Annotated in this window: 8 protein-coding genes; 4 read left to right on the forward strand and 4 right to left on the reverse strand. The window is 71.4% G+C overall.

The window, feature by feature from the left end:
- Positions 1-336 precede the first annotated feature (336 nt).
- On the forward strand, positions 337-1,062 hold the full coding sequence (locus QSK30_RS08080) for a zf-HC2 domain-containing protein (protein ID WP_285500904.1): 726 nt from the start codon (positions 337-339) through the stop codon (positions 1,060-1,062).
- A 97-nt stretch (positions 1,063-1,159) separates the two neighbouring features.
- Here the strand turns inward: QSK30_RS08080 and QSK30_RS08085 are convergent, their stop codons facing one another.
- Positions 1,160-2,587 (reverse strand): PepSY-associated TM helix domain-containing protein, encoded by a 1,428-nt coding sequence (locus tag QSK30_RS08085; protein WP_285500906.1) that lies wholly within the window; start codon positions 2,585-2,587, stop codon positions 1,160-1,162.
- Between the two features lie 569 nt (positions 2,588-3,156).
- Here QSK30_RS08085 and QSK30_RS08090 point away from each other — a divergent pair.
- Entirely contained in the window at positions 3,157-3,387 is a 231-nt protein-coding gene (locus QSK30_RS08090) for a hypothetical protein (RefSeq protein ID WP_285500908.1), read from the forward strand.
- A gap of 93 nt (positions 3,388-3,480) precedes the next feature.
- Here the strand turns inward: QSK30_RS08090 and QSK30_RS08095 are convergent, their stop codons facing one another.
- Positions 3,481-4,950, reverse strand: coding sequence for a trypsin-like serine protease (locus QSK30_RS08095; RefSeq protein WP_285500910.1), 1,470 nt, complete (start codon positions 4,948-4,950; stop codon positions 3,481-3,483).
- A gap of 45 nt (positions 4,951-4,995) precedes the next feature.
- On the reverse strand, positions 4,996-6,549 hold the full coding sequence (locus tag QSK30_RS08100) for a S8 family serine peptidase (RefSeq protein ID WP_285500912.1): 1,554 nt from the start codon (positions 6,547-6,549) through the stop codon (positions 4,996-4,998).
- A 229-nt stretch (positions 6,550-6,778) separates the two neighbouring features.
- Here QSK30_RS08100 and QSK30_RS08105 point away from each other — a divergent pair, with 229 nt between their 5' ends.
- Complete coding sequence (locus QSK30_RS08105; RefSeq protein WP_285500914.1) at positions 6,779-9,598, forward strand: ATP-binding protein; 2,820 nt, start codon at positions 6,779-6,781, stop codon at positions 9,596-9,598.
- A 50-nt stretch (positions 9,599-9,648) separates the two neighbouring features.
- On the opposite strand, the gene QSK30_RS08110 is transcribed toward QSK30_RS08105, so the two are convergent.
- Entirely contained in the window at positions 9,649-11,436 is a 1,788-nt protein-coding gene (locus tag QSK30_RS08110) for a ricin-type beta-trefoil lectin domain protein (RefSeq protein WP_285500916.1), read from the reverse strand.
- Between the two features lie 338 nt (positions 11,437-11,774).
- Between QSK30_RS08110 and QSK30_RS08115 the strand changes: the two genes are divergently transcribed.
- Positions 11,775-14,000, forward strand: coding sequence for an RICIN domain-containing protein (locus QSK30_RS08115; RefSeq protein ID WP_285500918.1), 2,226 nt, complete (start codon positions 11,775-11,777; stop codon positions 13,998-14,000).
- Positions 14,001-14,008: the final 8 nt, after the last annotated feature.

A 14,008-nucleotide genomic window follows, 5' to 3' on the forward strand; every position in this document is an offset into this window, starting at 1 on the left:
GAGCCGATCGGCTGGGTGGAGTGGCTGCCTGGGTGTGGGAGCCGATCGGCTGGGTGGAGTGGCTGCCTGGGTGTGGGAGCCGATCGGCTGGGTGGAGTGGCTGCCTGGGTGTGGGAGCCGATCGGCTGGGTGGAGTGGCTGCCTGGGTGTGGGAGCCGATCGGCTGCGTGGAGTGGCTGCCTGGGTGTGGGAGCCGATCGGCTGGGTGGAGTGGCTACCTGAGAGTGGGAACTGATCCGCCGGGCACGGCGACTATTCGGGCGTGGGAGCCGCGGCCGGGTGGAGTGGCTGCCTGGGTGTGGGAACCGATTGGCCGCGTGGAGCGACTAGTGGGATGTGGACTGCACAACCTGCCGTGAGGCCCTCTCCGCCCGGCTCGACGGCGAGACCGAGCCCGTGCCGGCCGGCGACACCGACGCGCACCTCGCGCGCTGCCCGGCCTGCGTCGAGTGGCAGGTCCGGGCGACGGCCGCCACCAGGCTGATCCGGGTGCGCCCCGCCGATCCCGGGCCCGACCTCGTCGAAGCCGTCCTCGCCCGCCGTCCGCGCCCGGTTGCGCTGGTGCCCAGGCTCGCGTTGGCGGTCGTGGCGCTCACCCAGCTGTGGATCGCCCTGGCCCAACTCCTCTCCGGGGCGACCGGTGGCGACCACGCGGGGCACACCGGCGGCATCGCCGGTCATGTCTTCAACGAGGGCGCGGCCTGGAACCTGGCCCTCGGCGTCGGCCTGCTGTTCGCCGCCGTGTCGGTCACCAGGGCGGCGGGCCTGCTGCCGACCCTCGCCGGGTTCGTCGCCCTGCTGGTCGGCCTGTCCGTCCACGACCTCGCCCAGGGCACCGCCACGGTGTCGCGGGTCGCCTCCCACGCGCCGTTGCTGGTGGGGCTGGTGCTGCTGGTCCTGGTCAGCCGCGCCGCACGCGAGCGCCCCGCGCCGGACAGCACGGCGCTGCGCGACACCGACTCGCACACCGACGCACCCACCGGGTCCACCGGTGAACCGGCGCCCGCGCGCGGCCGGGGCAAGGGACACCTCCGACCGACCGGCCACCACGAGGCGGCTTGATCGGCCCGTGCCACGCCGGATCGGTCACGCACCACCGACCCGGTGTCCGCCCGCCCCGGGTGTGTTCAATGCTGAGCACACCCGGAGCGGGACCCGGTCACGAGCCCGCGGGGCTCGCGGTCCGCTTGCGCCACAGGCCGATCAGGCCGTCCAGCACCAGGAAGGCGAGCAGGCTCACGCCCAGGACCGGCATCGCCCAGCCGATCGCGATCAGCACCAGCGGGGCGGGGACGAGCGCCCACAGCGGGAGCTGCCGCCACGCTCCCCGGCGCGGAGGTGCGCCGACCGACGCGCGGCGGTCGGCGCGCGTGGGGCGGCGTTGCCACCACATGCGGTAGCCGAGCACGACGAGCGTGAGGATCGCCGCGGCCAGCAGGAACAGCGCGATCTGGTTGGCCAGGCCGAACAGCACACCCATGTGGGCCTGGATACCCAGTGAAGACAGTTTCGCCAGCAGCGGCCGGTCGCCCCAATCGGTGCGGGCGGTGACGGCCGCCGTGGTGGGGTCGACCGCGACCTTGTCCAGGCGGATCGGCCACGTGTTGTCGGCCTGCGCGGCGGTCCACGCGGTGCCCGGCTCGCTCGCCACGCCGATGTCGATCGGTCCGTCGAGCCCCGCGGCGCGCGCCGAGTCGAGCACGCGGTCGAAGGTCGCCGGAGCCACGGCAGTGGCTCCGCCCGAGGTCCCACCGCCGTGTTCGGCGTGTTCGCCCGACGCGGTCGAGGACGTGCCGGGCAACGCGGTGTCCAGGACAGGGGCCTTGGCGTTCAGCGCCACCAGCGCCGCGGCGAAGTTGTCGCCTGCGTAGGTGGACCAGGTCAAACCGGTGGCGGACAGGAACAGCGCGCCTGCCAACGTCCACACGCCGAGGCTGGCGTGGAACGAACGGGTCCGGCGCACCCCCTTGCTCTTGGTGTCCGGCAGCACCACCGCCCGGACGCGCCTGCGCGCGGTGCGTTGGCGGACGAGCCACAGGACCACACCGCCCAGCGCGATCACCCACAGCCAACTCGCGGCCATCTCCGAGTAGAGCGAACCCGTCTCACCGAGGTGCAGGTCCCGGTGCAGCTCGTCGAGCCAGGTCGCGGCCGGTGTCGACCCGAACCAGGTGGTCAACTGGCCTTGGACGCGAGCGGTGTAGGGGTCGACGAACACCGCCTTCGAGTGCTCTTCCGGCAGCCCGGGCGCCGTGAACACCACCCGCGTCGCGAGTTCGGGGTCCTCGGGCACTGAGACCGAGGTGACCGTGCCCTCGGGTAGCGCCGCCTGGGCGGCGGCCACCTGTTCGGCCAACGGCCGGGGCGTGCCCGCGGTGGTGGACGCGGTGAGGACGTCGCCGTAGAGCACGTCGTCGATCTGCGGCGCGAGCGAGTACAGCAGACCCGTCGCCGCGGCCACGACGAGGAACGGCGCGACGAACACGCCCGCGTAGAAGTGCAACCGGCGTAGCAGCGGCACCACCGACCACCGTTCGGCCACCGGCGCCTTGGTGGGAATCACATCGTCAACTGGGGGAGCGGACATCGAACACCTCACGCGGGAAGGGGAATCTGACGCAGTGGTCGTGCGCCAGTCCGTCCTGGTTCCCGAGGTGGCCGAGACCACAATGACCGGTGACAAAAGGTGCGTCGCCCGAGGCGGGAATCGCGGATGTCTCGATGCGCGAGTCACTCGTCGCCAATACCTCTCACCGGGACGATCGAATCCGGCGGCGACACTGTAGACGGTGGAGATAACTCCTCGCGATCGCTCGAAATCGGCGCTCTTACCTCATTTGCGGAGATCAGGTGCGCCCGGAAAGAGTAGAGACGATCCGGACCCGCGGCGATACGCTCTTCCGAGCGTCGAATTCGACGCATCGCGGATAGGGGAATCCGGCGGGGTGTCGCGTTTCGCGCTCTCGGTCGCCCCGCATCGAAAGGCGTGGAGTCGTGTCCATTGTGCGAAAGATTGCGGCGGGGGCGTGCGCGGTCCTGTCCGTGGCGGGGTTATCGGTCGTCGGCGCGCCTGCCGCGAGCGCCACTAGCGTAGCGGCGAACCGCTGCGTGCGGGTTTCGGTGGACGCCACCCGCACGGGCCCAGTCAGCTGGTACGTGACCTCAGCCAGTGTGGACAACAACTGTACGCCGTTCTACGGGCACTTCCAGTTGGCCGGCCCCACCTTCAACACCAGCAACCAGGACTCGCCCTCGTCCACCGGTTTCACCGTCACCCTCAACCAGAACTGGGGCGGCACGGCCCCGTCCGTGTGCGGCACGGCGTGGTTCAAGGTCACACCGTCGTACTGGGCCGACTACGGCTACGTCTGCGTGACCCTCACCTGAGCCTGCCCCGCCTTCCCCAAGACAGCCGTGGAGCCAGTGCCGCCGAGGCGGTCACTGGCTCCACGGGCTCCCTGCGAGGAGCGTCTCGGGAAACTAGCGCACCGTGATGGTGTACTCAGTCGTGCCGGTCTTGCCCGCGCTGTCCGTCGCCGTGATGGTCACCTTGTAGGTGCCGCGCTGGTACGGACCCGCGACCGTCATCCGCGAGGTGCCGCCGGGCTTGATGGTCGGCGGCGAGAACGACGGCGCGGACAGGCCACCGGTGCCGGTGAGCTTGATGGTGCCGGTGCCGCCGGTGACGGTGACCGTCGGGTTGACGTAGCCGCCGGGGCCGACGGTGCCCGCGTTCGGGGACACGGACGGCTTGGGGCCGTCGGTGGGCGGGGTGCCGCCGCCGACGGTGAGGGTGTACTCGGCGGTCTTGGACCCGGAGGTCCCCTTGGCCGTCACGGTGACCTTGTAGGTGCCGTTCGGGGTGGTCGCCGAGGTCTGCAGGGTCAGCTTGGCCACGTCGCCGGAGTTGACCGAGGTGGGCTGGAAGGTGGCGGTCGCCCCGGTGGGCATACCGGACGCGCTCAGCTCCAGCTTCTCCGCGCCCTGGTCACCGGCCTTGGTGGTGACGCTGGTGGAGACGTACTTGCCCGCGTCCACCTTGCCGGTGGCCGGGGACAGGGCGACCGCGAACGTGCCGTCGGTCGGCGGGGTGCCGCCGCCGATCTCGGTCTTGGCCCAGTCGCCCATCGCGTTGGTCAGCCTGCCGAAGATGCTGTACCGGTCGCACTTGCTGGAGCCCCACGAGGAGACGCCGATGATCACGCCGTCCACGATGAGCGGGCCACCGCTGTCGCCGGAGCAGTTCGCCGTGCGCCCGTCGTTGTAGCCCGAGCACACCATCAGGTCGCCGTTGACCTTGATGTCGAACACGTTGCAGCCGGACGGGTCGTTGATCGGCAGCGTGGTCTTGCGCAGCTCGCCGGAGCCACCGCTGGACGAGGTCTTGCCGTAGCCGAGGGACAGGGCGGACTTGCCCGGCGCGCTCAGCGCGGTGTCGCCCGACCCGGCCACCTTGGCCCACTGGGCCTCCGGCACCGGGAGGTCGTCGGCGGTGGTGACCACCGCGACGTCCCAGCCGGTCTTCCAGCCGCCGTTGCCGGTGTAGTTGGGGTGGGTCTTGAACGAGGCCACCTTGGTGCGGAAGGTCTCGTCGCCCGGGGAGTTCAGGTCGTCGTCACCGTAGATGTAGCTCTTGTCGCCGACCGCGTCGATCATGCAGTGCGCGGCGGTGATGATCTTGCGCTTGCCGACCACGGAGGCGGTGCAGGACTGCCCCTGCGGGCCGCCGCCCCCGACGCGCATGCCCGCGATGATGAACGGGTTCTCCTTGACGGTGGTCTTGGTCCCGTTGACGATCTGCGCGCTCGCGTCCGGTCCGCGCAGGTCGGCGGTCGGGTTCGCGGCGATGCTGATCCGGTCGGGCTGGGCGGCACCGGCGCTGGTCGTGATCGCCACGGTCACCGCGGCCAGCGCCAGGGTCACGGCGGCGGCGAGGTGTCGTTTCCTCATCGTTCTCCTTCAATGGCAGGGTTCACCGGACTTGGGACAGTCCGGTCAGAACGTGATCGACCAGCCGGTGAGGGTGCCGGTGTCGAACTGGTAGACGTCGCGGACCGCGAGCTTCCAGGTGCCGTTGGCGTCCTCGCGCGAGGCGTCCACGGTGAAGTTCTGGTGCACGCCACCGGATTCGCCCACGCCGCCGGACTTCTTGAGCGGGTAGGACGTCCCGCTCGGGCCGACCAGGTCGACAGCGAGGTCACCGGTGTAGCCGTGGTCGATGTCCACCCGGACCGCGAGCGCGGCCGATGCCTTGCCCGAGCAGGAGTCCTGGCTCACCGAGCTGCCCACCGCGGCGCCCGCGTCGGGGATGGCCACGTCCTCCTCGTTGGCCTTGACCCCGCACTTCGACGGCGGCGTCCCGCCGCCGATGTCGCCGACGTAGAGCAGCTTGTTGGGCGAGCCGGTCCCGGGGTTGCTGACCAGGTCCGGGGAGGCGCTGCGCACCAGCGCGTCGCTGACCTGCGCCGGGGTGGCGCTGGGGTTCGCCGACAGGTACATCGCGGCGGCGCCCACCACGTGCGGGGCGGCCATGGACGTGCCGCTGGAGTTGCGGTACTTCCCGGTCTGGTCGCTGGAGTAGATGTTGCCGCCGGGTGCGAACAGGTCCACGCAGGTGCCGTAGTTCCCGCCGCGGGTGCGGTCCTTGTTGAACCACCCGACGGTGATCACCTCCGGGACGCGGGCCGGGCTGACCCCGCACGCGTCCTGGCCCGCGTTGCCCGCGGAGACCACGACCACGATCCCCTTGGCCACCATGGCCTTGGCCTGCTCGTCACCGACACCCACGGTGTCCATGCCCAGGCTCATGTTCACCACGGCGGGCTTCACCGCGTTCTTGGCGACCCACTCCATGGCGCTGACGGTGGCCGAGTCCGGGCCGGAGCCCTTGCAGTCCAGCGACCGCACGGCCACGATCTTGGCCTTCTTCGCCACGCCGACCGTCTTGCCCGCGATCGTCCCGGCCACGTGCGTGCCGTGGAAGTAGCAGTCGCTCGCGTCGGTGTCGTTGTCGAGGAAGTCGTACCCGTAGCTCGCCCGGCCCTCGAACTCCGTGTGCGCGGCGTACACCCCGGAGTCGATGGTGTAGGCGGTCACGCCCTCACCGGAGTTCGGGTAGGTGTACTTGCTGTCCAGGGTGGTGGTGCGCTGGTCGATCTGGTCCAGGCCCCACGACGGCGGGTTCGGCTGCTCGGCGGTCGCCCTGGTCGTGCCGTCCTGGTGCACCGACTTGACCGACGGGTCGGCCGCCAGCCGCCGCGCCTGCTGCTCGGAGAGCGAGCGGACCGAGAAACCGTTCAGCGTGACCGAGTACGTGTCGGTCACCTGGCCGCCGTAGCGCTGGGTGAGCGCCGCGGCCTGGCCGCCGGCCGCGGCGCCGGCACCGGCCTTGAGCACCACGATGTACTGCCCGGCGTAGGGGTGCTGGGCTTGGACGACGGCTGCTTCCGCCTGCTGCGCCACGGCCACACCCGCGGTCGTCACGGCGGCGGCGGCGGTCACCGCGACGGCGAACCCGCTCGACAACCATCGACTTCTGCGCTCTTGCATCGATTCCTCCATCGTGCGTTCGAGCGGCCGTCGGCAGGGGGTTTGGGACATCGGGCCGCTCGGGATTCACCCTTCGGCCTGGGCGATCGGCGAACAAGTGTGGTGCCGACCCGTATGGGTACGGGATCGGTCACGGGCGCGGTGCCGTGCGGAGCGGGGTTACGCCCGCCCGCTCGCGGACCTACCCTGTCGGGAATTCCCCGCGGGTGGGTCACCGACAGGAGCGAGCATGGCTGAGGGTCGCGCGAGTCCCCTCCAGGTCCGGTCCGGCGCGTTGCCGATGATCGGCCGCGACGCGGAACTGGCCGCCCTGCTCGACGCGGTGCGGTGCCCGCCGTCGGCCGTCTTCGTCGAGGGCCAGGCCGGGGTTGGCAAGACCAGACTGGTCACCGAGTTCGCCGCGGCCGCCCGCGGCGGGCCCGCGCGTGTGGTCATGGGCTCGTGCCAGCCGTTGGCCGAGCCGTTCCCGTACGGGGTCCTGCTGGACTGCCTCAGCCAGTGCGCCGACCAGCTGCGCGACCCCGGCCCGGTGACCGGCGCGCTGCGCGACCACCTGCCCGAACTCGCCGACCGGCTGCCGCCCGCGCCGGGCCCCCTCGGCGATCCCGACGCCGAACGGCACCGGCTCTTCCGTGCCGTGCGCGACCTGCTCGGCGCCCTGGGGCCGACCGTGCTCGTGCTCGAGGACCTGCACTGGGCGGACGAGGAGACCCGCCGGGTGCTGCGGTTCGTGCTGGGGAACCCGCCGCCTGGCCTGTCGGTCGTGGCGACCTACCGCCGCGAGGACCTGCCGACCGGGGCCCCGCTCGGCCGCGCCTTCCACGTCCCGCACGGGGTCGACCTGGTCCTGCGCCCCCTCGGCGCGGCGCAGGTGCGCGCCATGGTCGACGCCCTCGTGGGGGCCGAGGTGACCTCGGAGCGGTTCGCCGAGCTCCTCCTGCGCGAGACGGCGGGGATCCCGTTCGTCGTCGAGGAGACGGTTCGATCGCTGCGCGACCCGGTGCGCGACGTGCGCGCCGAAGACGACCTCGCCCGGCGGGTACTCGACGGGATCGACGTGCCGGTCTTGGTGGCGGACACGATCAGGGACCGGATGGCGGCCCTGCCCGCCGCCGCCCGGTCCATCGCCGAGGCCGCCGCCGTGCTGGGCGTGCCGGAGACGATCGCCGTCCTGGGCGCCCTCGCGGGGGACGCGGGAACGGAGCACCTGACCGCACTGGTGGAGTCCGGTGTGCTCGTGGAGGAGGCGGCGAACAGGTACGGCTTCCGGCACAACATCGCCAGGCGCGCGGTGTGCGCTTCGCTGCCCGGTCCCCGCCGGTGGGAGCTGCACGAACGCGCCGTGGCGGTGCTGTCGGCGCTGGACAACCAACCCGTTGTCCGGCTTTCCGCGCACGCCAAGGCGGCGGGCATGACCGACGAGTGGCTGCGGTACAGCGAGCTCGCCGCCGAGGCCGCGGAGGAGGCCAAGGACGTGCCCGCCGCGGTCCACCTGCTCTCCGAGGTGCTGGTCGACCCGGAGATCAGCGCCGAGGACGCGAACCGGCTGGCCACCAAGCTGTGCGGCTACGCCCTGACCGGACTGCCCGGCGGCGAGGTGACCGCGCGGGTCGAGGCCCTGCTGTCGGACCCGCGGCTGACGCCGGACGTCCGGGGTGAGGTGCACCTGTGGTTCGGGCTGCTGCTGCAGCGCGAGGCAGGGGAGGTCGACCGCGGCGCCGAGGAGATCGCGCACGCCATCGACCTGCTCGGCGACCAGCCGGAACGCGCCGTGCGCGGGATGGCGGCCATGGCCGGGCCGTACCTGGGCAGCGCGTCCATCGCCGAGCAGCAGGTCTCCCTCGACCGGGTGGAGGGGATCCTCGACCACCTGCCCACCCAGGCCCTGCGCACCGCCATGCTCGCCACGACGCTCGGCGGGCGGCTCATCGTCGGCGACCCGAGCACCTGGGAGCGCATCGCCGAGCTGCCCTCGCCCGCGGAGGTGCGCGACCCGGACGACGTGCACAACCTCGCCCGGGCGTACTGCAACCTGGCGGACGCCTGCTCGTGGATCGGGCACTACGCGCGGGCGCGGGAGTTCCTGCGGGTCGGGACGTCCCTGGCCGAGCGGGTCGCCGCCTCCTACGTCGTCGGCACGGCCGAGGAGACCGCGGTCCGGCTGGACTGGTTCAGCGGCCGGTGGTCGGGGCTGGAGCAGCGGATCGACCGCCTGGCCGGGACGTACGCGAACCTGCTGCTGACCAGCCACCTGAACCTCACCCGCGGCTGGCTGGCGGCGGCCCGCGGCGACTGGGTCCGGGCCAAGGGGGCCTTCCGGGCGGCGGAGGGGTCCTACCCGGCGGGCATCTCGGCGGCAGGCGGGATGGCGGGCATGCTGCTCAGCCGGGGCGAGACCGCCGCGGCGGCCGAGCACGTGGAGCGCGGCGTGGCGACACTGCGGCGCAAGGGCGCGTGGGTGTGGTCGGGCGACATCCTGCCCCAGGCCGTCGACTGCTACCTGGCCGATGGCCGGGTCGACGCCGCCCGGCTGCTCATCGCCGAGACGGCCGCCGGTCTGGGCGGTGTCGACGCCCCACTGGCCCGAGCCGCGCTGACCGCCTGCCAGGCGAGACTGGCCGCGACGGCGGGCGACCAAGACGAGACCGACCAGCTCTACCGGGAGGCGATCGACCTGCACCGGGGCCTGGGCCTGACCTACCGGGCCACCCAGCTCGCCGAGCAGGCCGAGGGCGAGACCCCCGCCGACCTCGCGGTGTTCGACGCGCTGGCCCAGACCTACGACTCGCTGGGGGCCACTGTGGACGCCGCCCGCTGCCGCCACCGCATCCGCGGCACCGGCGCGGCCACCCCGTCACGCCGGGGCAGGCGCGGCTACGGCAGCGAGCTGTCCCCGCGCGAACAGGACGTCGCCCGCCTGTTGGCGGGCGGTCACACCAACCGCGAGATCGCCCAGGCGCTGTTCATCTCCCGCCGCACGGTCGAGGAGTACGTCGTCAAGGTCCGCCGGAAGCAGAACGCCCCCTCCCGGCACGACGTCCACATGTGACGGGGCGGGCGCACGGTCGCGAGACCGTGCGCCCGCCGACGAACCAGGGGTCAGGCAGCCGGTGGGGTGCTGAAGGGAGCGCTCCACGTCTGGTTCGGTTGGTAGCTGCCGCAGCTGTAGGTGGCCACGGTCGCGTTCACGTTGTCCAGGGCGCCGCCCGCGATGTCGGCGCACAGCCCGTTCGCCTTGAGCTGGCCCGCGCGGTTGTAGGTCCACGTCTGCTTCGCGTCATTCGCGTTGCAGGCGGCCAGTTTCAGGCCCGTGGTCTCGCCGGAGACGCACAGGCCGGTGTTGGCCAGCGACGCGATCTGGCCGTTCGCCTTGCGCTGCCACTGCTGGTTGTTGTTGCCGGTGCAGCCGTACAGGCCGACCGAGGCACCCGCGGTGGCGCCGCCGTGGGCGTCCAGGCAGAAGGCGGCGGCCTGGAAACCGGGCTGGGCGGCCTGGATCTGACCGACCGGGAGCGCCGCGCCGCAGTTGCCCGCGGCGATCGTGTACATCGCGTTGTCGTGCGCGGGGATGGTCGTGGTGATCGAGGCCGTCACCTGGCTCGTGGTGTGCGTCCACAGGTTCTTGGCCGACCGGGCGCAGGTGAGGTTCCCGAACCCGACCCGCGCCAGGTCGATGGTGTAGTTGGTGCTGCTGGTGCCCTTGTTCAGGACCGTCACCGCGCGGGCGCCGTTCGCGAGCGGCTTGACGACCACGTCCACGCCCGGCGACCGCGAGGCCAGGTAGCCGCCCGCGGTGGTGTCCTGGTCCACGGCGATGATGTCGGCGTTCTTCAGGATGCCCAGCTGGGTCGCGTACGCGGTGGGGTCGGCCGCCATCCTGCGGACGTCGGTGCTGATCATCAGCGGCGAGCCCATCGCCGACCACAGCGCGAACTGGCTGCGCTGCTCGGCGATGGTGAGCTGGTTGTTGTCGCCGATCAGCAGCATGTCGGCGTCGTTGTGGTTGCCGGGGCCGTTGTAGCGGGCGAGGGCGACGGTGTCGGTGAGGTTCTGCAGGACGCCGCCCTCGTAGTAGTCGGCGCCGTGCTGCCAGTCCCACGCCGAGGCCGGGTTCGCGTGCCACACGGCGATGTCCGGGCTCACCCGCCACATCTGGCCGAGACCGCGCACCCAGTCCATCGTGCGGTACTTCTCCGCCTGCGCGGGCGAAGCGCCCGCGGGCGCGGACTCGTTGAAAAGGATCTTGCGCGGGTTGTTGGCCGTCGCCGCGCCGAGCGCCCTGGCCGTGGCGGTGAACTCCTGCTGCCGGTTGTCGAACGTCGTGCCGCAGTTGTCCAGCTTGAGCGAGTCGACGCCCCAGTAGGCCAGCGAGTTCGCGTCGGCCTGCTCGTGGCCCTGCACGCCGCCGGGCACGCCCTGGCAGGTGTTGACGCCGGACGTGCTGTAGAGCCCGGTCTCCATGCCCTGGGAGTGGACGTAGTCGGCGTAGTCGGTCAGCTCCCAGTCGAACCCGGGCTGCGAGCTGCCGCCCCAGTTCGCCGCGCCGTGCAGGTAACCCGCGCTGGTGCGCTGCATCCAGCAGTCGTCGACGGTGAGGTTGGTGTAGCCGGCCGCGACCAGCCCGGTGTCCTTCATGGCCTTGGCCTGGTCCTGCATGAACTGCTGGAACGAGTACCCGGTGCGGGTCCCGTCGAGCCTCGCCTGGGCGGCGCAGGTGAACCTGGCCCAGTTGTTGAAGCCCATCATCGGCTTGACGCCGATCGCGGTGGAGGTGTTGGCGGCGATCGGGTCCGCGATCGCGGGCGGCCCGCTGTCCAGCACCGTCACCGCCGTGATCACCGCCAGGACCGCGTACCCGAAACCGAACGCCACGTGCTGCCTCGCCATGCGCGCTCCCAAGGTGCGTACTGCGTCAATGTGCTCGAAAGGTGGCAACTTCGAGCATTAATGAAAGAAACGGTGACAGGTGAGCGCGGTCACGTCAACCCTCGCCGGATGATCATCCGGCTGCGCGGTTATGGTGAATGTTGGGTGATCTCTTGCAACTTCGTGCAATTGGCTGCACGATGTTGTGCACGCGCCGACCGGATGTCCCGGCGGGCCGGTGGCCCGAGCGGTCGGTGTGCGGCGCACCCGGGTGCGCTGACAACCGCCATCTCCCGTGAGCCCGCGCCGTCGCGAGCGGATCCCGGCGACGGGCCCGCGCGACCGACTGAGGAGTCCCGATGCACCCTGCCACCTGCGAACCCCCACCCGCTCGACGCGGCAGGCGCGCCGCCGCCGTGGCGGCCGTCGTCGCCGTGCTGACCGGCGGCGCGCTGACCGCGGGCCCGGTCGAGGCCGCCCCGCCCACCGGCGGCTACACCGTCTCGGTCGGGTCGAAGGGGTCCTGGTCCTACCCGACCGACGCCCCCGCCAGCCCGTACATCGACAAGGACGGCACGTTCTACTTCCAGCAGTCCTTGGCCCTCTACGGCGCGAGCGACCCGCGGCGGTGGGACTTCTACACCGGTACCAACTTCGACAACGCCACCAGGTCGAGCGCGATCAGCGACGCGGTGAACCCGGCCAACTCCAGCGACAAGAACAACGACACCACCTGGCGCTGCAACAACAGCCCGACTGGGAAGGAGGCCGCCGCGCCGCCCTCGGGGTCGAGCTACGCGCACAAGAACTTCTGCGACCTCATCGGGACCTGGGTCGACCCGGACACCGGCGACTGGTACGGCCTGGTGCACAACGAGTTCACGCCCAACCCGTTCGGCGACGGCCTGCACTACGACGCCATCGACTACGCCGTCTCCACCAACCAGGGCAAGACCTGGGCGATCAAGTCGCACGTGATCACCTCGCCGTACAGCACCAAACGCGGTGACACCACGGCGTTCCCGAACCAGACGTACTACTACGGCGACGGCGACCAGCGCCTCTACGTGGACACCGCATCGGGCTACTTCTACGTCTACTACGGCTCGCGCGTGGTGGACAAGAGCGGTGGCTGGAAGGCGTTCTACTCCCGGGTGGCGCGGGCGCCGATCTCGTCGAAGATGGCCGCGGGCTCCTGGCAGAAGTGGTACGACGGCGGCTGGGCGCAGCCGGGCATCGGCGGCAAGGAGAGCAACCTGGTCCCGGTGTCCTCGGGCAACCCCAACGGTTACACGCCCGCGGCCAAGGAGTACAACCCCGCCAACACCGGCACCGCCGACCAGCAGATCGCGGCGGGCACCATGCCCGCGACCTCGCCGCTGTTCGTCATGGACATCACCTACAACGCCTACCTGGGCCTCTACCTCGGTGAGCCGCAGGCGGTCGACCAGAGCGGCAACGCGCCCCAGCAGTACTACGCCACCGACGACCTCGCCTCCCAGAAGTGGTACGCGATCGGCGGCACGGGCAGCTACCACACGGCGTCGTGGTACCGCTGGTTCGTCGACGGCGTGAACAAGACCAACTCCACCATCGTCGGCAAGAACTTCCGCGCCTACTGCTCCTTCGGTTGCTCCGGCGACGCTTCCGGTGAGTACATCAACGTGTCGGTCGACAACGCCACGCGCCCGGCCGCCCCGTTCGACCCGGCCAAGACCTACAAGATCGCCAACGGCGACGGCCGCGTCCTCGCCCAGGTCTCCGGCGGCTCGGCCACCACCTCGGTCGCCTCGGGCAACGGCTCCACCTCGCAGGCGTGGTCGTTCGCCGGCAACGGCGACGGCTCCTACCGGATCACCAACGCCGCCACCGGCCAGCTCCTCGGGGTGGATTCGTCCACAGTGGGCACCCGGGCTTGGGGCACCGCGCCGACCGTGACCGCGGCGGGCACCGGTGGTCCGACCGTGGGGCAGCAGTGGTTCATCGTCCGGAGCGGCTCCGGCCACCGGCTCGTCAACCGGTACAGCGGCCTGGTGCTCGGCCTGTCCGCGACCTCCGGCAGGCTCGTCGAGACAACCCCCACCCGCCACTGGACCGACAGCACCGGAAACCCGGTCGGCGGCGGCCGCACGGCCGCCCAGCAGACCCTGGCCATCACCGCGGTCGGCACCGCCGGACTCGGCGGCAACCACAGCATCGCGGTGGGCGGCAAGGCACTGGACGTCCCCGGCCACAGCACCACGGCGGGAACCCAACTGAACACCTGGACCGCCAACGGCGGCGCCAACCAGACCTGGACCTTCACCGCCCAGGCCGACGGCTCCTACGAACTCCGCAACGTCGAGTCCGGTCTCTGCGCCGACGTCAACGGCGGCGCCACGACCGCGGGCGCGGCCATCATCCAGTGGACCTGCAGCGGCGGCGCCAACCAGCACTGGAAAGCCACCCAGCAGTCCGACGGCAACTACACCTTCAGCTCGGTGAGCAGCGGCCTACTGCTGACCACAGCGTCCACATCGGATGGCGCGCTGGTGACCCAACAGGCGAGCACCGGCGGCAGCCTCCAGCGCTGGACGGTGAACTGACCTTTGAC

It is taken from the genome of Actinokineospora sp. NBRC 105648 (genome assembly GCF_030269645.1).
Taxonomy (GTDB): domain Bacteria; phylum Actinomycetota; class Actinomycetes; order Mycobacteriales; family Pseudonocardiaceae; genus Actinokineospora.

What these genes read in the sequence shown, in the direction of transcription:
- QSK30_RS08095 (WP_285500910.1), bottom strand. Translation starts at nt 4,950, where the DNA reads ATGAGGAAACGACACCTCGCCGCCGCCGTGACCCTGGCGCTGGCCGCG.
- QSK30_RS08100 (WP_285500912.1), bottom strand. Translation starts at nt 6,549, where the DNA reads ATGCAAGAGCGCAGAAGTCGATGGTTGTCGAGCGGGTTCGCCGTCGCG.
- QSK30_RS08115 (WP_285500918.1), top strand. Translation starts at nt 11,775, where the DNA reads ATGCACCCTGCCACCTGCGAACCCCCACCCGCTCGACGCGGCAGGCGC.
- QSK30_RS08105 (WP_285500914.1), top strand. Translation starts at nt 6,779, where the DNA reads ATGGCTGAGGGTCGCGCGAGTCCCCTCCAGGTCCGGTCCGGCGCGTTG.
- QSK30_RS08085 (WP_285500906.1), bottom strand. Translation starts at nt 2,587, where the DNA reads ATGTCCGCTCCCCCAGTTGACGATGTGATTCCCACCAAGGCGCCGGTG.
- QSK30_RS08110 (WP_285500916.1), bottom strand. Translation starts at nt 11,436, where the DNA reads ATGGCGAGGCAGCACGTGGCGTTCGGTTTCGGGTACGCGGTCCTGGCG.